Origin of the sequence: Thermosynechococcus sp. HY213, assembly GCF_031460975.1 — a bacterium.
Taxonomy (GTDB): domain Bacteria; phylum Cyanobacteriota; class Cyanobacteriia; order Thermosynechococcales; family Thermosynechococcaceae; genus Thermosynechococcus.
Map to the genome: position 1 here is coordinate 429,245 of NZ_JAVKVB010000016.1, position 21,073 is coordinate 450,317.

Sequence of the window (21,073 nt, forward strand, 5' to 3'; positions counted from 1 at the left end):
CAGCATTGGCATTCCAGCAATACCATACCTATAGTGAACCCTGCCAGCCCCCATGCTGCAGTCCATAGTGTTGGAGAATCTCCTCACAGCGTGCTTGCATGTTTGGCGTTGGCGGCCAAGTCACGGCAATGCCTTCAATTTGGCTCAATTCGTAGTCAAAGCGGGAACAGGTTTGGGGCAACAGCCGCACAGAAATCCCATCAAGTAACTGCAAGTGGGCAGCCAGCTCACGATAGACGGCCAGTGGCAGGCGGGGATTGTAGTACACACGTTCACTCATGGGGCTGGGTAGGGGGGGTGGGCAGTGCACAACAATTGACATCATTCAAGCAAACTTTACCCCACGCTAAAGCCCAGCGCACAAGTGCCACACGATTTTCTGATTTTGTTTTCATCAGAATATTACTGATATGGTTATCTACCGTACGCTTGCTGATGTCTAGTTTGGCGGCAATGTCTTGGTTGGTTAGCCCCGCCGCCACAAGCTCCAACACCTGTAGCTCACGCTCCGACAGCAGTGAATACTCCAACCGATCGTCTTGCGGTATAGACATCCCTAAATCCGTATAATTACTTAGACCCTTATACTCATTCTAGTTGACGATTTCTCTCCTTGCTGCTCTTTTAGCCCAAAACCACACGATTCCCTTACACACGCCCGGCCATCAACGGGGTCGAGGCATGGAGCCGCTGTTGCGTGCCCTTTGGGGAACGGCCTTAGCCCAAGATTTAAGTGAGTTGCCCGGCCTTGATAATTTGGCGCAGCCAACAGGAGTCCTAGCAGAGGCACAGGCGGCGGTAGCAGCGACGGTGGGGAGCGATCGCGCTTGGTTTTTGGTGAATGGTGCCACCAGTGGTCTTTTAGCCGCACTTCTAGCCACGGTAGGGCCGGGCGATCGCGTTCTTGTGGGGCGCAATGTCCACCGCTCAGTGATTGCGGGACTGGTGTTAACGGGGGCGAAGCCCGTCTATTTGGGAGTCGCGGTTGATCCCCAGTGGGGGCTGCCGTTGCCCATTACCCGTGATGTGGTTGCCGCCGGCTTGGCTGCCTATCCCGATACCAAGGCGGTTGTGCTTGTCAGTCCCACCTATGAAGGCCTTTGCTCACCCTTGGTCGAGATTGCTCAGTGCGTCCATGACCACGGTTTGCCCCTCATTGTCGATGAAGCCCACGGCAGTCATTTTGCCTATCATCCCGCCTTTCCGGTAGCTGCTTTGGCCGCAGGCGCAGATGTGGTGGTGCAGTCGTGGCACAAAACCCTCGGCACGTTAACCCAAACGGCAGTGCTGCATCTGAAGGGGGAGCGGGTGTCCCCTGAGCGCTTGAGTCAAGCCCTGAACCTCGTGCAAACCACCAGTCCCAGCTATTGGTTTTTGGCAGCCCTTGAGCGGGCGGGGGTGCAGATGGCTGAGCAGGGAGAGCAAATCTATGCCCGACTTCTCCAGTGGGTTAAGACCTCTGAATGGCCTTTGCCGCGCTGGCAGCCCACAGGCATCCCTCAGGATCCGCTGCGCTTGACCCTAGGTACTTGGCCAATTGGACTGACGGGCTTTGAGCTGGATGCGCTGTTGCAACCGCAAATTATGGCCGAGTTGCCCAGTGGGCGATCGCTCACCTTTTGCCTTGGCCTCGGTACCAGCCAAACAATGCTCGAAATCTTGGCCGATCGCCTGAAAAGTGTTTACGCCGAATACGTTCACAATGCGCCTCTGCCGCCACTGGCCATCCCCCCAATCCCTAACCTTGAAGAACCTACGCTCTCACCACGGGACGCCTACTTTTGCCCACAGGTCTCGGTTCCCCTCAAGGCGGCCTGCAATAAGATTAGCGCCGAGACACTCTCCCCCTACCCACCGGGAATTCCCGCTGTTATCGCCGGGGAACGGATCACTGCATCAGTGATTGAAACCTTGCAAACCCTCCAAGAGCTGGGGGCAGAGATCGTGGGGGCTGCCGATCCTACGCTACAAACCCTAAGAATCTGTAGGGTCTAGTCTTCCCAGTCCTCCTCTTCAATGAGATGGCTCACCAAATGCTGTTCCAAGAGGGGTTGCAGGTGTTGAAAATCTTGGGGAGAGAGCAGTTCGGGTTCTTGACCGGGGACAAGACGGGCAACGTACAGGGTCGGACTCAGGGGCGTATAAACGCTGTATTCTCGCGTACCGCAAAAGAAGCTACTGCCGAGGGGTTGATACTCCTCAATGTCATCATCGGCTTCCACCTCAACCGTGAGAATCTCATCTTCATCTAGATCCGGTAGTTCACCCGCTACGGTGAGGGTCAGTGCAGTGCGCTTGAGGGTGAGGTTTTGTTCTTCAAGGATGGCACGGGCTGTATCAAAGACCGCATCAATTTCCTGCTCCTCTAGGGGCACCAAGGTTTCTTCCTCGTCGTTTTCGGCCACGACCGCAAAAATTTCTACGGGATAGTCCACTGGCCGCAGCAGCGCATAGGTTTCCCCTTGCACATTCAGACGAAACTCGATGTAGCAGTCGAGGAAGCGACCGTCATCATCGTAAAGGCGGAGTTGCTCCATCTCCTCCTCGAAGTCTTCCTCCTCCCAGGGCTGCTCATTACTGTTTTGCTGGTTTTGATAGTTTGAACCCATGCTGCTTCGGTAAAAAGATTCCCTATGGCATTGGAGCATACCATGTAGCGGGTCGCCGTGGGGCATTCCCTGTGGCAACCTTGGTTAATTTTCTACAAAAAATTAAAATTAAGGGGGATCTAAGCCGGCAAATAGGGCGGCAACCACCTGTGCTGCCTTCTGATCGAGCTTGTGCCAGTCCACCTCCCCAGCAGGGTCAAAGAGGCTGAGGTCAGCTTGCACCTCCCCCACCTGAAAGTCATGGATGCCGCTGTAGTCGAGTTCTGGGGTGTACTGCTGAAAACAAATTTGGTAGCACAGCTCCCACAGGTTCACCCGCTCTTGGCGATCGCCCTGACGTAAGTGCAGCCAGTAGAGAATTTGTGGTTCGGCTTCACCACAGGGAATCTCAACGGTTTCATAGGTGCCCTGCCAAGGGGAAGTTTCTAGCGATCGCCGCAGATGATCAAGCAGGCGAATCAGTGCCGGTTGAATCAGTTGTGCCGCTGCATACCAAGGATGATCCGTGTTGGCCGTCATGAGACTAAGCGAGGGGTTTTTTGACATTGTAGGCTTCGTGGGAGAGCACACTACGGGGTTCAATGCGATCGCCCGTGTCATAGCAGATGAGGCGATAGTCATAGCTCAGGGGAATACTAATAATTCGGCGATCGTGATTCAGGCGCTTGCCCTTGAACTGGCGATAGTCGGCCCCTGCAAGGAGTTCTGCAATCACTTGGCGGGCTTTGAGGACAATCCACTTGGGCAATCCCTGTAGATCCACCACATCCCTAGCAAAGGAAGCCTCCCATTCCTGCCGTGCCAAGCGTGCTTGTTCCTGTGCCAGTCGTGCCTGTTCCCGTTCTGCTACCTCTAGAGCTTTTGCTTGGATCAACTGAGCGCAGTAGTGGCAAACCTGACCATAGCCTTGGTGGCCGCAGGGAAATTTTTTCCGACGACGTGGCATAGGGCGTTCTCAAAAAAACTCAAAAAAAGCAAAACAGGGCAGAGAGTTATACCCCCCACCCTGAGCATCTATTGATATTTTCCGTCTAAAGGCGTACCACCGGCAACTTAGCCAAGCAGGGCATTGGCCTTGGCCACCACATTGTCCACCGTGAAGCCAAATTTCTCCATGAGGACGTTACCGGGAGCCGAGGCACCAAAGCGCTCGATCGACACCGTTGCATCGGCATAGCGGCACCAACCAAAACTCGAAGCCGCTTCTACAGCAAGGCGTTTTACCCCCGCAGGGAGCACACTGGCTTTGTACTCAGGGGATTGCTCCTCAAACAGTTCCCAAGAGGGCATGGACACGACCCGCACCTTCTTGCCACTGGCCGTCAGGGTTTCAGCAGCCTTGACACAGAGGGAGACTTCTGAACCGGTGCCAATCAGGATCAAATCGGGCGTCCCTGCACAATCTACCAGCGTGTAGGCACCTTTGGCGACATTGGCCGCAGAGGTACCGGCCAAGTTGGGGACATTTTGCCGCGTCAGTGCCAAGAGGGTTGGCTGTTTGCGGCGTTGGACGGCCACTTGGTAGGCACCCGAGGTTTCATTGCCATCGGCAGGACGGATCACCAGTAGGTTGGGAATGGCACGCAATGAGGCCAAGGTTTCCACGGGTTGGTGGGTAGGGCCATCTTCACCAAGAGCAATGGAGTCGTGGGTCATCACATAGATCACCCCCGCTTGGGAGAGGGCTGAGAGGCGCAGGGCAGGCCGCAGGTAATCGGCAAAGACCAAGAAAGTGGCACAGTAGGGAATCAAGCCGGAATTGTGGAGAGCAATGCCGTTGCAGATGGCGGCCATGCCGTGTTCCCGTACGCCAAAGCGAATGTTGCGATTTTGGTACTGGCCTTTTTGGAAGTCACCGGAGCACTTGAGTTCGGTGAGGTTGGAGTGGGTCAAGTCGGCAGAACCGCCAATGAGTTCCGGCAGATTGGGGGCGATCGCGTTCAGGCAAATTTCCGAATGCTTGCGGGTGGCCACAGCCTTATCTTCAGGAGTGTAGCTCGGCAGATTGGCATCCCAGTTGGCGGGCAGCTCACCCCGCAGCAGCCGTTCAAATTCGGCAGCCTCCTCAGGATACTTTTGGCGATAGGTGGCGAGGGTTTGGTTCCACTCCGCTTCATAGCTAGCACCGCGCTCCACGGCTTTGCGGAAGTGGTTGAGGACATCCTCGGGGACAACAAAAGGCTCATAGTTCCAGCCAAGGTTTTCGCGGGTGAGCTTGACTTCCTCAGGCCCAAGAGCAGCGCCGTGCACCCCAGCGGTGTTGGCTTTGTTGGGGGAACCATAGCCAATGGTAGTGGTGACTTTAATGAGTGAAGGTTTATCGGTTACGGCTTTGGCCGCTTCAATGGCTTTGGCAATGCCCGCAAGATCCGTATTGCCATCGGCGACGTGCTGCACGTGCCAACCATAGGCCTCAAAGCGCTTGCAGACATCCTCTGTAAAGGCAATGTCGGTGGAACCGTCAATGGAAATGTGGTTATCGTCGTAGAGGGCAATGAGTTTGCCTAAGCCCCAGTGACCCGCAAGGGAGCAGGCTTCGCCGGAGATGCCCTCCATGTTGCAGCCATCGCCAAGGATAACGTAGGTGTAGTGATCCACTAGTTTGACATCGGGCTTGTTGAAGCGAGCCGCTAAATGGGCTTCCGCCACTGCTAAGCCAACGGCGTTACAAATCCCTTGACCGAGAGGGCCTGTGGTCACCTCCACACCGGGGGTTTCAAAGTTTTCCGGGTGACCGGGTGTGCGCGATCCCCATTGGCGAAACTGTTTAATGTCCTCGATGGTGACGCTGTCGTAGCCCGTGAGGTAGAGCAGGGCATACTGCAACATACAGCCATGACCCGCCGAAAGGACAAAGCGATCGCGATTGAACCACTGCGGATTTTTGGGGTTAAACCGCATGAACTGGTTCCACAGCACATAGGCCATGGGTGCTGCCCCCATGGGTAGGCCGGGGTGCCCGGAGTTGGCCTTTTGCACCGCATCGATCGCTAGGAAACGAATCGCATTAATACAGAGTTCATCAAGGGATTGAGTCACCGCAGGCATTGCTTTCTCTCTCTAATTGGGTTTGCAGCAGACAGTTAACGATCGGGAGTAAATTTGCGGAAGGCCAACGTCACGTTGTGCCCACCAAAGCCAAAGGAGTTGGACAAAGCCACCGTCACCGGACAAGCCCGGCTCTGATGGGGAACATAGTCCAGATCGCAGGCAGGATCCGGTTGCTCCAAGTTAATTGTAGGGGGGATGCGATCGTGGGCAACTGCCATCACCGTTGCGATCGCCTCAATACCCCCTGACCCCCCTAGGAGGTGCCCCGTCATGGATTTTGTCGAACTCACGGGAACGCGACGGGCATTTTCCTCACCAAGGGCACGTTTAATGGCGGCAGTTTCCGTACTGTCGTTGGCGGGGGTGCTTGTACCGTGGGCATTGATATAGCTCACCTGATCCGGGGCAATCTCCCCATCCTTGAGGCAGGCTTCAATGGCACGGGCCGCCCCTTCTCCCCCCGGTGAGGGAGCAGTCATGTGGTAGGCATCACAGGTCAAGCCATAGCCCACCATTTCTGCATAGATGCGTGCCCCCCGGGCAAGGGCAAATTCCAATTCTTCAAGGATCAAGATGCCTGCCCCTTCCCCAAGGACAAAGCCATCGCGGTTGAGGTCAAAGGGACGGCTGGCATGGTGGGGGTCATCATTGCGGGTGGACAGGGCACGGGCTGCCGCAAAACCCGCCACCGATAGGGGAGTAATCGCTGCCTCAGTACCGCCACAGATCATCGCCTTGGCATAACCGTGCTGCACCATGCGGAAGGCATCGCCAATGGCATTGGAACCCGCTGCACAGGCGGTCACGGAACAGGAATTGGGGCCTTTGGCACCGGTGTGAATGGCGGTGAGTCCGGCGGCCATATTGGCAATCATCATCGGGATCATAAAGGGACTACAGCGATCGGGCCCCTTGGTGAGATAGACCTCCTGCTGATCCTCCATCACCTTTAGCCCGCCCACACCCGTACCAATAATGATGCCAATGTCAGTGGCATTGCCCTCGTCAATCGTCAATTGGGCATCTGCAAGGGCTTGCTTACTGGCAGCCACGGCAAATTGAGCAAAGCGATCCATGCGTTTGGCATCTTTGCGATCCATGTAGAGGGTGGGATCAAAGCCACGCACCTCACCCGCAATGCGGCAGTCATGACGACTGGCATCAAAAGCCGTGATGTAATCAATGCCGTTGCGACCGGCCATTAACCCTTCCCAATACTCCGCAAGGGTGTTGCCGAGGGGGGTAATTGCCCCCATCCCCGTGACAACGACCCGTTTTTGGTGCGCCTTTGCCATGGATCTATGCAGCTACCTTATTGTTGATAAAGTCAAGGACATCTTGGACGGTTTTCAGTTTTTCCGCCTCTTCGTCGGGAATTTCCACACCAAACGCTTCCTCAAGTGCCATGATCAACTCCACGGAGTCAAGGGAGTCAGCATTGAGATCCTCGGCAAAACTTGCTTCGGGCACAACTTTTTCTGCATCAACACTGAGTTGATCGGCAACAATGGCTTTTACTTTTTCGAGAATTTCAGACTGATTCATAGATGCCTTAACCGGATGGACAACGATTGAGAACAGTAATTGATGCGGGCGATCGCCATTCCTCAAATCTAGGATGTTTCGTGCCCAGAATCAACGCGCCATAATTATAGGACAGATTGGGGATCCCCTAGGATGCTTCCGCAACTGTGATAAGCTACAGTTTGGATACTTGACACCAACAACGCTACATCCACTATTGCCCTCCCTTCACCGAGTTGCCGATGCATTTTACGATTGCCAGTCTGCTTGCCAACTTTAGCGAAGATAAATTTGTTGCCCCCAAGGTTCTCGAAAAAAAACTCGGCTGTGACGATCCTGAGAGCCAGCGAGAACTGGAAATTGCCCTCGATGCCCTAGAACGCATTGGCCTGCTTATTAAAGAACGGGGCAAGTATCGCCGCGCCAGTGATGATGGCTTGATTGAAGGGCGGCTGCGCTGCTCCAGCAAAGGGTTTTGCTTTGCGATTCAGGATACCGAGGGTGCCGAAGATATTTTTGTGCGCGAGCATCAACTCAGCACTGCTTGGAATGGCGATCGCGTGCTGGTGCGGGTCACCCGTGAAGGCCGCCGCAAGAAATCTCCAGAGGGGGAAGTGAAACTGATCCTTGAGCGGGGAAACCCCTCGGTGATTGCCCGGGTGAAACAGACCGAAGATGGGTTTCGGGCCACACCCCTCGACGATCGCCTGCTCTTTGAAATTGCCCTTGAACCCAATGACCTCGTCCCCGATCTATCCACGGTGGTGGATCAACTGGTGCATGTGAACATTCGCCGCTATCCCTTGGGGGGGTACCTGCCGACGGGGGAAATTGGCCAGATCCTAGGGAGTGATGCCCAATCGGCACCTGCTTTGGACTTGATTTGCTGCAAACATAATCTTGTCCGCCAATTTAGCCCCGCCCTGCGGACAGCAGCCGCCACCTTAAATGCCCAGTTGGAAACCTTGGACTTGAGCGATCGCCAAGACTTGCGGGAACTGGTCACCATTACCTTAGTGGCTCCCGGCCAAGAACCCCAAGTGGCCTTTTCCCTCGATGCCCTCGAGCAAAATCTCTGGCAGTTGGGGATTCACATTAGCGATGTGGGGGGATTGCTCCCCCGCGATGAACTGCTGGATCGCACTGCTCGCCGTCAGGGTATGACCCTCGCCACCCCTGAACTGAGTTTGCCCCTCTTGCCGCAGGAATTGGAGAGGTTGCGCTTGCTGCCGGGGGGCGATCGCGCTGCCATTTCGCTGCTGATGGTGATCAATAATGCCGGTGAAGTTCAGTCCTACAGAATTTACCGCAGTTGTATCCGCGTTGATGCCTGTGTCACCAGTGAGCAGGTGGCGGCCACCCTTGCCCTAGGGGATACTTCCGGTGATTGGTTGCGTGCCCTGATTCACCTTGCCAATGCCGTGAGTCAGCAACGACAGGCACGGGGGAGTATTGAAGTCACCCCAGCGGATGCCCTGAGCCTTGCCTATGCCGATGAGGGTCTCGCCCCCGCCATTCCCCTACCGAGGGTCACCCCTTGGACAAGCTTAGTGATCCTTGCCAATGAACTCCTTGCCCGTCATTTGGCGAAGTTGGGGGTACCGGCTCTCTACCGCACGCAGCCTGTGCCCGAACTCTATGCCGTGCAGGATTTTCTCAAGCTCTGCCAAAATCTCAACTTGCCCTTGAGCCTAGACAATCCCGCGCAGGTCACGCCCCGCGACTGTCAGCGCTTTATGGCACAATTGGCCACCTCGGATCTGGCAGCCGTGTTGCAGGAACTGTTGCTCGATAAACTCAAACCCGCCAGCGATGCCGCCGTGGCGCTGCTCCACTTTAGTTTGGCCACTGGCGAGGGCTATGGCCATTTCTGCTCACCCCTCCAACGCTACACTGACATTGTGAATCAGCGCATTTTGCACATTCTCCTGACGGAAGGGCGCGATCGCCGCGGGCCACGGGCAAAAGAGCGCGTCAATCTTGGCGAATCCAGTTGCTTGGAGCAGGTGAATTGGACCGTCTTCACCACCGATACCCAGCGGGAAGTGGACACCCTGGTTAATGAATTAGCCCCTCACCTCCAAGAGCGGGAGCGGCAAACCTACGCCGCATGGAAAGATTTGGTGGGCTTGCAACGGGTGCGCCAAGTCCAAGCCTGCATCGGCGAAGTGCGTTCGGGCATTATTACCGGTGTGCAGTCCTATGGCTTCTTTGTGGAACTGATTGACTTTAATGTTGAGGGCTTAGTCCACGTCAGCTCCCTCAAGGATGACTGGTATGAATACCGTGCCCATGCCCAAACCTTGACGGGTCGGCGTAATCGCTTGCGCTACCGCTTGGGCGATCGCGTGGAAGTCCTGATTAAAAATGTGGATTCCTACCGCCAGCAGGTGGATTTGGCGGTCATTAGTGGTGGCTCCCAAGCGACGGAAGAAGATCTGAACGGCGCTAGTGATGGTGGGGAAGCCCTCACTCCTTCTGAGGATGACGCTCCTGAGACTCTCTAAACCAGCAGTTGACGTTTTGCAGGGAGTGGGCAGCGATTGAAAATCGTTTATTTTGGCACACCGGAGTTTGCCCTTGCGCCGCTACAACGGCTGCTGGAAACAGAGACCTATCAAGTGTTGGGGGTGGTCACCCAGCCCGATCGCCGACGGGGACGGGGCAACCAATTATCGCCTTCTCCGGTCAAGGCCTTAGCCCTTTGTCACGGGTTACCAGTTTGGCAGCCGGAACGTCTGCGTCGGGATCCAGAGCTGCCTGAGGTCTTGCGATCGCTAGGCGCTGATGTCTTTGTGGTGGTGGCCTACGGTCAAATCCTGCCCCCGTCGATCCTTGAGATTCCCCGTTACGGCTGCATCAACATCCACGGCTCGCTGCTGCCGAAGTATCGCGGTGCCGCTCCCATTCAGTGGGCACTCTACCATGGCGAAGGGGAAACCGGCGTGACGACGATGCGCATGGATGCGGGTATGGACACAGGCCCAATGCTCCTGAAGCGCAAAGTAACGATTCATCTAGGAGATAACGCTGCTACCCTCAGTGCCAAGCTCAGTGACATCGGTGCCGACCTCCTACTAGAAACCTTGCAGCAACTGCCACAGCTTCAACCCGAACCCCAAAACGACGCTGAGGCTACCTACGCACCGCTCATTCAAAAAAGTGACTATGCCATTGATTGGGGGCGATCGGCCCTAGCCCTTCACAACCAAGTGCGCGCCTTTTACCCCTATGCCTATACCCAGTGGCAAGACACCCCCTTGAAACTGCTGCAAACGTGGCCATTGGTGCCCGAAGTGAGGGCCGAATTACCGGAACCTTTACAGTCTTTTGTTTGTGAGCCTGAGGCAGCTTCCGCCCCGGGTACGGTGGTAGAGCTAATTAAGGGATGGGGCCCCGTGGTACAGACGGGCAAGGGTCGCCTGCTGCTGAGTCAAGTGCACTTGAGTGGTCGCAAAGCCCAATCGGGGTGGGATTTTGTCAATGGGGTACGGCTGGCGATCGCCACTCAATTCGATATGATGCCCTCAGCCCTGTAACTGAGTTTTAAGCACGCGGGGCTTAATGTAACTAAATGTTACGATTTTGCCGTTTTGACAGCATTTCACCTTGACACCCCTCGGATCGGCTCACTACACTGGCACACATACCTAGGTACGTCTCTAACCCCTATGGAAGATAAGCAAAAGGTTACGTTGTATCTATCCCCCGATGTGCACCGCCAGCTCAAGATTGCCGCTGTCGTCGAGCAGGAAACGATGTCCACCCTTGCTGAACGTGCCATTGAATTTCTGCTGGCTCACCCAGACGTACTGGCGGAATATGCCGAGCAAAAGCATGGCAATGTGCATCGGGTTTACCACTGCCCAGAGTGTGCTAGTGCCCTTGTCCTGCGGGGGGATGAGCTAACGGCCTTGGTCAATCAGCCCACAGTGATTGATGACGACAGCCTCAGTGTTCCTTCGCTCTCCGTCGAGTTGGTGTCTGCCCGCTAGTGGCGGGGGTGTTGGGTCAGCCTTGAAAGAAGGAGGTGATTGCTGTGCAAGAAGAATTGAGTATCCTCATCCAAGCGCAATATCCGTTGATCTACCTCCTGACCTCTGAAGAAGAGCGGGCTGAGCAGGCGATCGCCACCATTGCCCAAAGTCAAGTCGGGCCTCAAGGGCGGTCTCCCCGCAAGCTCTACATCTGGACAGTGACCCACGGCATGGTCGAGTATGGCCATCCCCGCAACAACAGTCACCACAACACTGTCTCGCCGGAAGCTGCCATTCAATGGGTTGTTCACCAACGGGAACCGGGCATCTACGTCTTCAAGGATTTGCACCCCTTCATTGATTCGCCCCCTGTGACTCGTTCTTTACGGGACGCGATCGCCAGCTTCAAAAGCAGCCACAAAACCATTATTCTCATGTCCCCAGAAGCAGCGCAGCGGATTCCTGTCGAACTGGAAAAAGAAATCGTTGTCGTTGACTACCCCCTACCCAGTATCAACGAACTAGATCAGGTTCTCGGGGAGCAACTGGATCCCCGCAATCGCCGCCTCACCCCTGAAGTACGGGAAAAACTCGTCAAAGCCACCCTTGGCCTGACGCGGGATGAAGCTGAAAAAGTCTTTCGCAAAGCCAAAGTGACCGCTGGGCGCCTTACGGAAGCCGAAGTGGACATCATCCTCTCTGAGAAAAAGCAACTCATCCGCCGCAATGGCATCCTCGAGTATATGGAAGTGGATGAAACCATTGATTCGGTCGGCGGTCTAGAGGAACTGAAAGTCTGGTTACGCCAACGCTCCAACGCCTTCAGTGAAAAGGCGCGTGAATACGGCTTACCGCAACCGAAGGGGATGTTAATTTTGGGGGTCCCCGGCTGTGGGAAGTCCCTGATTGCCAAAACCACCTCCCGCCTTTGGGGCTTGCCGTTGCTGCGCCTTGATATGGGGCGCGTCTATGACGGTTCAATGGTGGGGCGATCGGAAGCGAATTTGCGCAATGCCCTGAAAACCGCTGAATCGATCTCCCCTGCCATTCTCTTCATTGATGAAATGGACAAGGCCTTTGCGGGCGGAGCAGGCTCCTCGGACTCCGATGGCGGTACCTCAAGCCGGATCTTTGGCTCCTTCCTCACTTGGATGCAGGAGAAAAAGTCTCCCGTCTTTGTCTTGGCGACAGCCAACCGCGTTGAACGGCTCCCCGGTGAATTTTTGCGCAAAGGTCGCTTTGACGAAATTTTCTTTGTGGATTTGCCCAATGCCGAGGAGCGCAAGGAAATCTTTCGCATTCACCTCACCAAGCGCCGCCGCGACATTGATCGCTTTGACCTCGAGCAACTCGCCAATATCTGTGATGGCTTTTCAGGTGCCGAGATTGAGCAGGCCATCATTGCTGCCATGTACGAAGCCTTTGCTCAAGGGCGCGAGTTTACCCAGTTAGACATTATTGCCGCTAGCCGTGCCACTCAACCCCTTTCCAAGACGATGCAAGAGCAGGTCACGGCACTGCGTGATTGGGCACGCCAACGGGCGCGTCCGGCGGCTGCTTCAGTGGCTGAATACCAGCGACTGGAGTTTTGACAAGCTTCCTTCTGTCTGCCCTGCGCAGATGGGAGAAAGACCCGACCACAGGGGTTTGGTTCGCCATAAATTGTGGTTCATTCAGTCCAATGTTTCTGTCTCAATCTGGAGGAAATCCACATGTCTCACTTCAGCACCCTGCGTACGAAAATTACCGATGCTGAAATCTTGAAAGCGTCCCTGCGGGATCTGGGCATTACGGTGAAAACCAATGCCGATGTGCGTGGCTACAATGGCCAACGTGTTCGCTCTGACATCGTCGCTGTCCTCGATGGCGAGTATGATCTGGGCTGGTCTCGCAATGCTGATGGCACCTTTGATCTGATTGCTGACCTCTGGGGTGTGGCCAAAAAACACAACCAAACGGAGCTGATCAACTCGATCAACCAAAAATATGCCATCAACAAAACCTTGGCTGAGGTGAAGCGTCCTGGCCTTCAGAACGCCAACGTCAAGCTTGTGGTGCATAGCTAATCCTGTTGCCAATTGCTTTGTACTGTCTAGCGCGCGTTCCCAAGTAATCCGCTGGCTGACTCCCTAGGGGTCGGCCTCTTTTTTTATCTCAGGATTACGAATATGGTATTTTGGCGGTACAGGGAAGGATGGCTTATAGTTATTGAGTTCTGGCCAGCACATTCAAGAGCGTTTTTCTCCAGAGGCTAAGCTAGTCGTTGCCAGTGGAGATGTCTGTGAGGTGATTCGTCAGGTGCCGGATAAGGCCATGACGCTCATCTTTACGTCGCCGCCCTACAACCTCGGCAAGGCCTATGAAACCCCGGTGGCGATTGAGGACTATCTCCAAAGCCAAAGCCAAGTGATTGCCGAGCTATATCGAGTGCTGCGGCCAGAGGGAAGTTTGTGCTGGCAAGTGGGGAATTTTGTTCAAGGGGGAGAGGTGTATCCCTTGGATATTTTGTTTTATCCCCTGTTCAAGCGGTTGGGTTTGAAGCTGCGCAATCGCATCATCTGGAAATTTGGCCATGGTCTCCATGCCACAAAGCGCTTTTCTGGCCGCTATGAAACGATTCTCTGGTTCACGAAGTCCGATCACTACATCTTTAATTTGGATGCCGTGCGTATTCCAGCCAAATATCCGGGGAAACGCCATTTCAAAGGTCCCAATAAGGGCAAACCCTCGGGCAATCCCTTGGGCAAAAATCCATCCGATGTCTGGGAAATCGTTCTTCAGGATTGGCAAGAACTGGTGTGGGATATTCCCAATGTCAAGTCCAATCATCCTGAAAAAACATTGCATCCCTGCCAGTTTCCCATTGAGTTAGTGGAGCGGTGCGTTCTCGCCCTCAGCCATGAAGGGGATTGGGTCTTTGACCCCTATATGGGGGTGGGATCATCCCTCTTGGCTGCCCTAATGCACAATCGGCGGGCGATGGGCTGTGAAAAGGAACCCACTTATGTCAACATTGCTCGCCAGCGGATTCAGGCCTATGAAAATGGCACCCTGCCCTACCGTCCCCTCGGCAGACCGGTGTACGCCCCCACAGGGCATGAGAAAATAGCCCAAGTTCCTGAAGAGTGGCAACAGTGAATTGGCGATCGCTCGATGAACGGGTACGCATTCAATCCAAGTGGGTGACCTTGATTGCCGAGAAGTGGTTGACGGACACAGGTGAAACCCTAGAATACTGGCGGGTAGAAAAGGCGGACTCGGTGATTGTCCTGCCGCTGCAAGGGAAGGATTTAATCTGCCTGCCGCCAACCTTTCGGGTGGGGGTTCAGCGAGCTACGGTGGATTTTCCCGGTGGCAGAGTAGGGTCGGATCAAGATCCGATCGCGATCGTGCCGCAAATTTTGACACAGGAATTGGAAATTACCGCTAATGTCATTCAAGGAATCACCCCGATCAGTGAGCAGCCTTGGCTAGTCAATATACACCACCGTTTCCTCGCCGTGACTCTCTACCCATGTGTCGAGCTGCTGTTGATACGCTTGTCGCTCTGCCTCACACCGTTCTTGGTAACGCATCTGTTTTTTTTTCGGGTGATGCCCATCTGGGCGAGGGCATAACTAATGGTGGAAACTTGAACGCCAAATCGCTGGGCACGGTCGATTAAACGGTCATCAGGATGGGCAGCAACATCGGCTGCTAAGGCCGCCCAATCCAACTTCCAAGGACGACGGGGGACAACTGTGGGGGCTAAGTCGTCTCGCTTCAGCCAGCGATGGATAGTGGCGCGGCTCACCTGAAAAATTTGAGTGGCTTCACTGATTTTGCCACCTTGCTTGATATAGGAGACAACCCGCTCTCGTAAGTCCAAGCTATAGCTCATATTCTTGAGTAACATTCATGACGCTTTGAGTATAGCCTATGCCTCTTGAAAATATCTCACTCCCTTTGGAAACAGCTATAGCTATACGTTGACATCTCCCCTATTGCCAAACTTTTATTTTCCCCTAGGGCAAATTTTTGAGCTATGAGCCTATCGGTCAATTATTGCTATAGAGGCTAAAGAGCGATCGAAAGTCAAAGAGACGAATCAACATTGGCCAAAAGGCATCTAGGCCATTGGGGGCTTTGGGTTTGTGCCACCATGTGAGGCCACCATAGAGCAGTTGTACGAGGTGCCGCTGTGCCTCATCACTGACCTCTAAAAACCGCAGGTAAATGCAGCACCGCTCCTCTTCAGTGCGGGTACGAACCACGGCTGCGGTGACGCTAAAGTCCTGTTCCAAAAAGGTCAGCGTGCCGACGGTATCTCTTTGGGCTTCGATAAAACGCCCTGCGGTCAGCAATAGGGCAGCACCAGTCTCCGACACATCGCGGGTATAGCCCCAGTAGGTTTGATCCCCCAGTTGGAAACGACATACAGTGCAAACGGGAAAGCGATCGCTCTGACGGCGGGTGGGCTGATCAATGGAGGACAGAACCGCAATCAAGGCAATAAAGGCGTTGTAGAGCGTCCAAGCCAGCATCACCTCTAAACCCGCCCGTTCATACTCCATTGGTGGCCAGATATGGAGCCAGTAACCCCCATAGCGGATAAAGACCCCCACTCCGACTGCAATCACAAACGCCGCCAGCGGCCATGTATAGCGCAAATTCAGCCGCTTCCGATTGGAGAGGGTGCCCTTATTAGTGACAATGCTGCCAATTTTACCGAAGGGATTGCGGAGGATTTTAATCAGTTGCACCATCCCCGGAAAGGCAAAGGTCACCTCATAGACTTCACCCCAGACGGAAAAATACCGCCCTTCTGTCGCCCAGCTAAAGGTGGCAATTACTAACAGCGTGTAGGGCAGGGCATAGAAAAGGTACTCACCCAATGTCGCCACCGTTAAGGAGATGCCTGTCATTAGGCTCAAAAACGGACCAACGAGAAAGCACGTGCGGATAAAGGGATTAATGTTGTGCAAGAGCAGCGAGAGGTGGCAACTGCGCTGAAACCACGACAGTTTTGACCAAATGGGGAGATCATCACCACAGAAATAGATTTGCATATTCCCCTGTAGCCAGCGCAGCCGTTGCTCCAGATGATCTTGGAAGTTGCGAGGAGACTCCCCCATGCTGAGGATTTCATTGAGGTAAACGAGGCGATAACCAGCGATCTGCATTTTGGTTCCCGTTTGGAAATCCTCGACCACGCAACGGGTGTAATAGCCGCCTACGGCTTCTAGGTCACGGCGGCGCACCACATAGGAGGTGCCACAGCAAATGATGGCGTTGCCAAAGTCCCGCCCCGGCTGAATAAAGCCAAAAAAGTACTCCATATCGCCGGGCATCATGAACTCAATGCCAAGGTTTTGGGCGTGGTAGTCAGGGTTAAAGAAGTGCTGGGGGGTCTGCACCATGGACACGTGATCATCTTGAAAGAAGCCCACGGTGCGGCTCAGGAAGTTCTGAAAGGGAATAAAGTCGGCATCAAAAACAGCAATCAGTTCACCAGTGGTGTATTTCAGGGCATGGTTGAGGTTCCCTGCTTTGCGGTGCTCATTGGTGGGACGGGTGAGATAGTTGACCCCCAGATGCTCACAGAGATCCGCAATTTCCGATCGCCGACCATCATCGAGGACATAGATGCTTTTATTTCGGTAGTTGATCGCCTGACAGGCCACAATCGTCCGCCGCAAAATATAGGGAGGCTCATTATAGGTGGGAATGAAAATATCCACACTGGGGCAGTATTCACCACTGAGAACCGCCTGCTGATAGTAATTGGCCTGTCGCGATCGCCATGCAGTCGTCAGCCATGCCGTCTGATAGAAGTAAAGCAAATAGGTGAAAAAGTAGAGCACCTCAAGACCATAGAAGCCAATACTGGCAGTAAAGCTCAACCAGTGGGCATCATTGAGCGTCACCCAGCCCCGCCACACCAGATAGCGGCAGCCAAAGAGAATAACAATGAAGCGAATGATCAGGCGGCTAACATTATTGCTGGGAATAAAATTGAGGGCAACTGCCATCACTGCTGCAAGGACAATGGGCCACCACACGCTTAAATCATCGGTGGGCATCTGCAACAGGTCAGGCAGAGGCCGCAACTGATCGGGATTCACTAAATCAATGGGAAAGAGCGTCGGTCGCCACACCGTCGCCAACAGCACACCAAAGAGGAATAGGATGCTGAAAACAAAAAGACCCCAGACCCACGGTGAAACCAGTTGCGGGGGGGAAGTGGGCTTGGGTGGCTCATGGGTCATAAGGAGACCCCCTAGGGGAAAAAGAGGAAATTTAGGCCATCGTCGGCATTTGCAGGCGAGCAAAAATCATGCGGCCTGCCGAGGTTTGCAGGGCACTGGTCACAACCACCGACAACTGATCGCCAATGTGATCCACCCCCTCTTCGACAACCACCATCGTGCCATCCTCAAGGTAGCCCACCCCTTGCGCTGGTTCTTTCCCTTCCTTGAGAATCTTCAACTCCAGCGTATCGCCGGGGAGGTAGATGGGGCGCAGGGCTTGCGCTAACTCGTTGACGTTAAAGACATCCACTTTTTGGAAGCGGGCAACTTTGTTGAGATTCAAATCATTGGTGACAAGGGTGCCGTTGATTTCTTGGCACAGGCGCACCAGCTTGGCATCCACCGTTGTTAATTCTGGATAGTCTGCGGAGTGAATGACAATGCGATCGCCCAAACTGGCTTGGAGACGATTGAGAACATCGAGACCCCGCCGACCGCGAATCCGTTTTTGCTCATTCCCCGCATCGGCAATGAGTTGCAGCTCCTGAAGCACAAACTGGGGCACAATGATTTGCCCTTCGAGTACCCCGAGATTCAACAGTGCCTCAATGCGGCCATCAATAATGCAACTGGTGTCCAGTACCTTTGCTCGGGCAGGTTTGAGCATGCCCTCAGCCAAGAGACTGCTGGCAACGGCATTGGGGTTAATTAACCGCAGCAGGGCAGGCCCGTGACTATCGGCCAAGGTGGTTCCCGAATAGGCAAAGACAATACTGGTGAGAACAGCAATCAGGGGTTTAATAAAGGAAAAATCTTTGGGAATGGGCAACAGGAAAATCGGTGCCAGCATCAAGTTGGCCAAGAGCAACCCTACCACCAGACCCACGGCTCGCGACAAGAGCGTTTCTGGGGGCAATTGGCGGATACTGCGCTCAAGACGATGGTAAAGGGACTGCAACAATAAACCAAGGGCAATGCCAACAATGGCGCCAAAGCCAGCCATGACCCACTGCAATCCCCGCACATTGGCCACTTGAGCAAGAACCGTTTCTGGCAGAAGGTCAATGCTGTTGAAGCCAACGGCAATTCCCATCACGACGATAATGAGGAGTAAGATGGTATCGAGCATTAGTTCGCTCCTGTCGCGCTGGACATCTCCATAGGCCATTACTTTAGGATTATACTTTTTTCTCTTTTGCTGCGGTGTTGGGCTGCTGCATATCGAGATGGCGACTAATGCGGGTACCGGCTCGGATGCCCTCAGCTTCCGCTTGAGGCCCCAGAATGGCTCGTGCTACCATGCCACCGAGGGTCGCCCATAGCGTTTCCTTAGTGAAGGTTTGACTGGTTTTCACCCACCACTCTAGAAAAAGATGCAGGGATGGGGGAGGAGGTTCCTCAGGGGATGGCGCCGCCAACTGTCGCCCGAGATCTTCCCCCAGTTGCGAACCAACCATATTGCCCACTACGCGCCCGACGGTTTCGCCCACAGGCCCCAAGACCACTTGCCCTGCCAAACCGCCAGCAATTTCACCGGCGGTACCCCCGATTTTGTCACCGCTGTGAATCTCCAAGGCTTTCGCGACCCGTTCCGGCGTTGCCTCAAGGGCAGTAAATTGCAGTTGGGTGATTTGCTCCGTGGCTTCCATCCCTAATCGCGCACCAATCACACCGCCAACAAAGGTGCCCACTTGCACCCCCATGACCGCACCCGCAGGCCCCATAAACAGGCCACCCGCCGTTCCCCCCACCATGCCACCAAGAATATCGCCCACGTAGCCGCCCATGAGAAATCCGCCCATGGAGGTGAGTTTGTTGCCCACCTCTTCAGGTTCGAGATCAAAGGCGCGGGTGAGGTTTTGCAAGCCCTTATTGCCTTGGCCAATGATCTGGACATCCCCCCAAAATTGAATGGCCGCCAACAGTTGTAGGGGCGTGATTTGCTCGAGGTGATACTCAATGGTAATTGAGGCGGCAAGGGGGTTAACGTGAACAGATTTGATCCCTTGGAGGGTTTTCAGATAGGCACTCAGGGAATCGCGAAAGGCAGCATCCGTTTTCAGTTCTTGAATCCGCAATCGCAGGCGATCGCCCGTGAGGTGCATGACTTCGGCAATCGGCGCAGTTTCGGCAGTGGCCATGGGAAACCCACCCAATAGGCTCTAGCTGCCGTTGTAGCACGCGCACCAAAGTAAGGAGGAAGATCTGTCAAAATGTTAAGGGAATCACACACAGAGTGAATGACCATGACAGCCACGGTAAAGGTCGAACATCTCAAGAAGTCCTACGGTACCATTACAGCGGTGGCCGATGTCTCCTTTAGCGCCCATCAAGGGGAAATTTTTGGGGTGCTGGGGCCAAATGGCTCAGGGAAAACGACAACACTGCGCTGTCTGTGTACCCTCTCGCGACCGGATGCTGGGGTATTGGAAGTCTGTGGTCTTTCGGTTCTCCACCAACCTCATTTAGTGCGCCAAAAATTAGGCTATGTGGCTCAGGAGGTGGCGCTTGATAAAATCCTCACGGGTCAGGAATTTCTAGAATTACAGGCGGCGCTGTACCACATTCCCCGTGCCCTGATTCCAGAGCGCATTGAAGCAGTGCTGGCACGGTTGGATTTATTGGAATGGCGCGATCGCCAATGTGGTACCTACTCGGGTGGCATTCGCAAACGCTTTGATCTCGCAGCAGGACTACTGCATCAACCCCAAGTGCTTGTCTTGGATGAACCCACCGTAGGCCTCGACATTGAAAGTCGCCAAGTGATTTGGGATGTGCTGCGGGATCTCAAGGCTCAAGGACTGACGATTATCTTGACCAGCCACTACCTTGAGGAAGTGGATCTCCTTAGCGATCGCTTGGCGATTCTGGATAAAGGGCGCGTCATTGCCAGCGGTTCGCCTGAGGAACTCAAGGCCAATATTGGGGGCGATCGCGTCACGTTGCGGGTACGAGAATTTACACCGCGTCAAGAGGCACAAATGGCCCAGACCCTTCTCAGTCAATTGGACTGCGTGAAATCGGCGCTGATTAATGCCAACCAAGGCAACTCCTTGAATCTGGTGGTCACAGATGCGGCTGTGGCGATCGCAGCCATTAGAAGGGCGCTAGAGGAAGCAGGACTCCCCCTCTTTAGCGTGGCGCAGTCACGACCCAGTTTAGATGATGTCTATTTGGCCGCCACGGGTCAAACCCTCTTGGATGCCGACTTGGCAGCAGCGGCGCAGCGGGACAGCAAACAGTTGAAAAAAGAGGCCATGCAACGCTAATGGGGCAGCCAATTCTTTGGGTTCATGGAGACTGCCTCGACCCCACGGCGCCCATCTTTGACCGCTATCCCCACGCGCCGGCCATTTTTGTTTGGGATGTAGCGCTCCTCAAGGAGTGGCAAATTCGCCTGAAGCGGCTGGTCTTTCTCTATGAGTGCCTGCTGGATCTCCCCGTGGCAATGTACCGGGGTGAGGTCGCTCCCTTGGTGAATGCCTTTGTTGAGGTGCACGGGGGCGATCGCGTGGTGACAATGGCCAGTCCTAGCCCGCGCTTTCGCGCCATTTGTCAGCAATTGGCCTATCCAGTGGAGATCCTAGAGCCAGAACCCTTTGTCACGTTACCTGCCAATGCCGATTTGAAGCGATTCTTTCGTTATTGGAAGTTGGCAAAACCCCGCTTGGGACTATAAAAG

General features: G+C 54.5%; 22 protein-coding genes. 10 read left to right on the forward strand and 12 right to left on the reverse strand.

From position 1 onward, the window contains the following. Positions 1-28: 28 nt before the first annotated feature. Both RHK62_RS11720 and RHK62_RS11725 read right to left on the reverse strand, forming a co-directional pair. A complete protein-coding gene (locus tag RHK62_RS11720) occupies positions 29-280 on the reverse strand; it encodes a hypothetical protein (RefSeq protein WP_206200052.1) in 252 nt (83 codons plus the stop codon). Beyond that, on the reverse strand, positions 273-554 hold the full coding sequence (locus tag RHK62_RS11725) for a helix-turn-helix transcriptional regulator (protein WP_011057702.1): 282 nt from the start codon (positions 552-554) through the stop codon (positions 273-275). The genes RHK62_RS11720 and RHK62_RS11725 overlap by 8 nt, the downstream gene beginning before the upstream one ends. A gap of 43 nt (positions 555-597) precedes the next feature. Between RHK62_RS11725 and RHK62_RS11730 the strand changes: the two genes are divergently transcribed. Then, entirely contained in the window at positions 598-1,995 is a 1,398-nt protein-coding gene (locus RHK62_RS11730; protein WP_310453758.1) for an aminotransferase class I/II-fold pyridoxal phosphate-dependent enzyme, read from the forward strand. Here RHK62_RS11730 and RHK62_RS11735 read toward each other — a convergent pair. The 6 genes from RHK62_RS11735 to acpP all read right to left on the reverse strand — a co-directional run bounded on the left by RHK62_RS11735 (position 1,992) and on the right by acpP (position 7,205). Continuing rightward, complete coding sequence (locus RHK62_RS11735) at positions 1,992-2,537, reverse strand: DUF3727 domain-containing protein (RefSeq protein WP_302677684.1); 546 nt, start codon at positions 2,535-2,537, stop codon at positions 1,992-1,994. The two genes, RHK62_RS11730 and RHK62_RS11735, sit on opposite strands and share 4 nt — an antisense overlap. A 180-nt stretch (positions 2,538-2,717) precedes the next feature. Next, the gene (locus RHK62_RS11740; RefSeq protein ID WP_190278265.1) at positions 2,718-3,128 is read right to left on the reverse strand and encodes a hypothetical protein; all 411 of its coding nucleotides are present in this window, start codon (positions 3,126-3,128) and stop codon (positions 2,718-2,720) included. Positions 3,129-3,132: 4 nt separating this feature from the next. Then, positions 3,133-3,555, reverse strand: coding sequence for a hypothetical protein (locus tag RHK62_RS11745; protein ID WP_302677682.1), 423 nt, complete (start codon positions 3,553-3,555; stop codon positions 3,133-3,135). A gap of 107 nt (positions 3,556-3,662) precedes the next feature. Beyond that, positions 3,663-5,657, reverse strand: coding sequence for a transketolase (gene tkt / locus RHK62_RS11750; RefSeq protein WP_206200056.1), 1,995 nt, complete (start codon positions 5,655-5,657; stop codon positions 3,663-3,665). A 35-nt stretch (positions 5,658-5,692) separates the two neighbouring features. Beyond that, the gene (fabF, locus tag RHK62_RS11755) at positions 5,693-6,955 is read right to left on the reverse strand and encodes a beta-ketoacyl-ACP synthase II (RefSeq protein ID WP_206200057.1); all 1,263 of its coding nucleotides are present in this window, start codon (positions 6,953-6,955) and stop codon (positions 5,693-5,695) included. 4 nt (positions 6,956-6,959) lie between these two features. Further along, positions 6,960-7,205 carry an acyl carrier protein gene (acpP, locus tag RHK62_RS11760; RefSeq protein ID WP_149819108.1) on the reverse strand — a complete coding sequence of 82 codons (246 nt, stop codon included), beginning with the start codon at positions 7,203-7,205 and terminating at the stop codon, positions 6,960-6,962. A 221-nt stretch (positions 7,206-7,426) separates the two neighbouring features. On the opposite strand from acpP, the gene RHK62_RS11765 reads away from it, so the two are divergent. From RHK62_RS11765 to RHK62_RS11795, 7 genes are all read left to right on the forward strand, one after another. Next, positions 7,427-9,691, forward strand: coding sequence for a ribonuclease R (locus RHK62_RS11765; RefSeq protein ID WP_310438411.1), 2,265 nt, complete (start codon positions 7,427-7,429; stop codon positions 9,689-9,691). A gap of 36 nt (positions 9,692-9,727) precedes the next feature. Beyond that, positions 9,728-10,723: a methionyl-tRNA formyltransferase gene (gene fmt, locus RHK62_RS11770; protein ID WP_302678209.1), complete on the forward strand. Its 996-nt coding sequence runs from the start codon at positions 9,728-9,730 to the stop codon at positions 10,721-10,723. 132 nt (positions 10,724-10,855) lie between these two features. After that, the gene (locus RHK62_RS11775) at positions 10,856-11,179 is read left to right on the forward strand and encodes a ribbon-helix-helix domain-containing protein (RefSeq protein WP_206200060.1); all 324 of its coding nucleotides are present in this window, start codon (positions 10,856-10,858) and stop codon (positions 11,177-11,179) included. Positions 11,180-11,223: 44 nt separating this feature from the next. Next, the gene (locus RHK62_RS11780) at positions 11,224-12,753 is read left to right on the forward strand and encodes an AAA family ATPase (RefSeq protein ID WP_206201683.1); all 1,530 of its coding nucleotides are present in this window, start codon (positions 11,224-11,226) and stop codon (positions 12,751-12,753) included. Between the two features lie 120 nt (positions 12,754-12,873). Continuing rightward, positions 12,874-13,227, forward strand: coding sequence for a DUF1257 domain-containing protein (locus RHK62_RS11785; RefSeq protein WP_149819118.1), 354 nt, complete (start codon positions 12,874-12,876; stop codon positions 13,225-13,227). Between the two features lie 247 nt (positions 13,228-13,474). Then, positions 13,475-14,299: a site-specific DNA-methyltransferase gene (locus RHK62_RS11790; protein ID WP_206201684.1), complete on the forward strand. Its 825-nt coding sequence runs from the start codon at positions 13,475-13,477 to the stop codon at positions 14,297-14,299. Beyond that, a complete protein-coding gene (locus RHK62_RS11795; protein ID WP_302678210.1) occupies positions 14,287-14,778 on the forward strand; it encodes a hypothetical protein in 492 nt (163 codons plus the stop codon). The genes RHK62_RS11790 and RHK62_RS11795 overlap by 13 nt, the downstream gene beginning before the upstream one ends. Here the strand turns inward: RHK62_RS11795 and RHK62_RS13140 are convergent. From RHK62_RS13140 to RHK62_RS11810, 4 genes are all read right to left on the reverse strand, one after another. Continuing rightward, positions 14,670-15,056, reverse strand: coding sequence for an IS630 transposase-related protein (locus tag RHK62_RS13140; protein WP_310743748.1), 387 nt, complete (start codon positions 15,054-15,056; stop codon positions 14,670-14,672). The genes RHK62_RS11795 and RHK62_RS13140 overlap by 109 nt on opposite strands. A gap of 142 nt (positions 15,057-15,198) precedes the next feature. Beyond that, positions 15,199-17,409 carry a glycosyltransferase gene (locus tag RHK62_RS11800; RefSeq protein WP_310453759.1) on the reverse strand — a complete coding sequence of 737 codons (2,211 nt, stop codon included), beginning with the start codon at positions 17,407-17,409 and terminating at the stop codon, positions 15,199-15,201. A gap of 31 nt (positions 17,410-17,440) precedes the next feature. Next, entirely contained in the window at positions 17,441-18,520 is a 1,080-nt protein-coding gene (locus tag RHK62_RS11805; RefSeq protein ID WP_149819124.1) for a PIN/TRAM domain-containing protein, read from the reverse strand. A gap of 49 nt (positions 18,521-18,569) precedes the next feature. Continuing rightward, positions 18,570-19,532 carry an HMA2 domain-containing protein gene (locus RHK62_RS11810; protein WP_206200065.1) on the reverse strand — a complete coding sequence of 321 codons (963 nt, stop codon included), beginning with the start codon at positions 19,530-19,532 and terminating at the stop codon, positions 18,570-18,572. Positions 19,533-19,637: 105 nt separating this feature from the next. Here RHK62_RS11810 and RHK62_RS11815 point away from each other — a divergent pair, with 105 nt between their 5' ends. Then, entirely contained in the window at positions 19,638-20,660 is a 1,023-nt protein-coding gene (locus RHK62_RS11815; RefSeq protein ID WP_310438110.1) for an ATP-binding cassette domain-containing protein, read from the forward strand. Then, positions 20,660-21,070, forward strand: a complete 411-nt coding sequence (locus tag RHK62_RS11820; protein ID WP_302677676.1) for a hypothetical protein — start codon at positions 20,660-20,662, stop codon at positions 21,068-21,070. Before RHK62_RS11815 ends, RHK62_RS11820 begins: the two co-directional genes overlap by 1 nt. Positions 21,071-21,073: the final 3 nt, after the last annotated feature.

Bases quoted from the DNA above. Each gene is read 5' to 3' on its own strand.
- fabF (WP_206200057.1), bottom strand. From the start codon at position 6,955: ATGGCAAAGGCGCACCAAAAACGGGTCGTTGTCACGGGGATGGGGGCA.
- RHK62_RS11790 (WP_206201684.1), top strand. From the start codon at position 13,475: ATGACGCTCATCTTTACGTCGCCGCCCTACAACCTCGGCAAGGCCTAT.
- RHK62_RS11820 (WP_302677676.1), top strand. From the start codon at position 20,660: ATGGGGCAGCCAATTCTTTGGGTTCATGGAGACTGCCTCGACCCCACG.
- RHK62_RS11800 (WP_310453759.1), bottom strand. From the start codon at position 17,409: ATGACCCATGAGCCACCCAAGCCCACTTCCCCCCCGCAACTGGTTTCA.
- RHK62_RS11745 (WP_302677682.1), bottom strand. From the start codon at position 3,555: ATGCCACGTCGTCGGAAAAAATTTCCCTGCGGCCACCAAGGCTATGGT.
- RHK62_RS11740 (WP_190278265.1), bottom strand. From the start codon at position 3,128: ATGACGGCCAACACGGATCATCCTTGGTATGCAGCGGCACAACTGATT.
- acpP (WP_149819108.1), bottom strand. From the start codon at position 7,205: ATGAATCAGTCTGAAATTCTCGAAAAAGTAAAAGCCATTGTTGCCGAT.
- RHK62_RS11725 (WP_011057702.1), bottom strand. From the start codon at position 554: ATGTCTATACCGCAAGACGATCGGTTGGAGTATTCACTGCTGTCGGAG.
- RHK62_RS11775 (WP_206200060.1), top strand. From the start codon at position 10,856: ATGGAAGATAAGCAAAAGGTTACGTTGTATCTATCCCCCGATGTGCAC.
- RHK62_RS13140 (WP_310743748.1), bottom strand. From the start codon at position 15,056: ATGTTACTCAAGAATATGAGCTATAGCTTGGACTTACGAGAGCGGGTT.
- RHK62_RS11805 (WP_149819124.1), bottom strand. From the start codon at position 18,520: ATGCTCGATACCATCTTACTCCTCATTATCGTCGTGATGGGAATTGCC.
- RHK62_RS11720 (WP_206200052.1), bottom strand. From the start codon at position 280: ATGAGTGAACGTGTGTACTACAATCCCCGCCTGCCACTGGCCGTCTAT.
- tkt (WP_206200056.1), bottom strand. From the start codon at position 5,657: ATGCCTGCGGTGACTCAATCCCTTGATGAACTCTGTATTAATGCGATT.
- RHK62_RS11765 (WP_310438411.1), top strand. From the start codon at position 7,427: ATGCATTTTACGATTGCCAGTCTGCTTGCCAACTTTAGCGAAGATAAA.
- RHK62_RS11815 (WP_310438110.1), top strand. From the start codon at position 19,638: ATGACAGCCACGGTAAAGGTCGAACATCTCAAGAAGTCCTACGGTACC.
- RHK62_RS11735 (WP_302677684.1), bottom strand. From the start codon at position 2,537: ATGGAGCAACTCCGCCTTTACGATGATGACGGTCGCTTCCTCGACTGC.
- RHK62_RS11810 (WP_206200065.1), bottom strand. From the start codon at position 19,532: ATGGCCACTGCCGAAACTGCGCCGATTGCCGAAGTCATGCACCTCACG.
- RHK62_RS11785 (WP_149819118.1), top strand. From the start codon at position 12,874: ATGTCTCACTTCAGCACCCTGCGTACGAAAATTACCGATGCTGAAATC.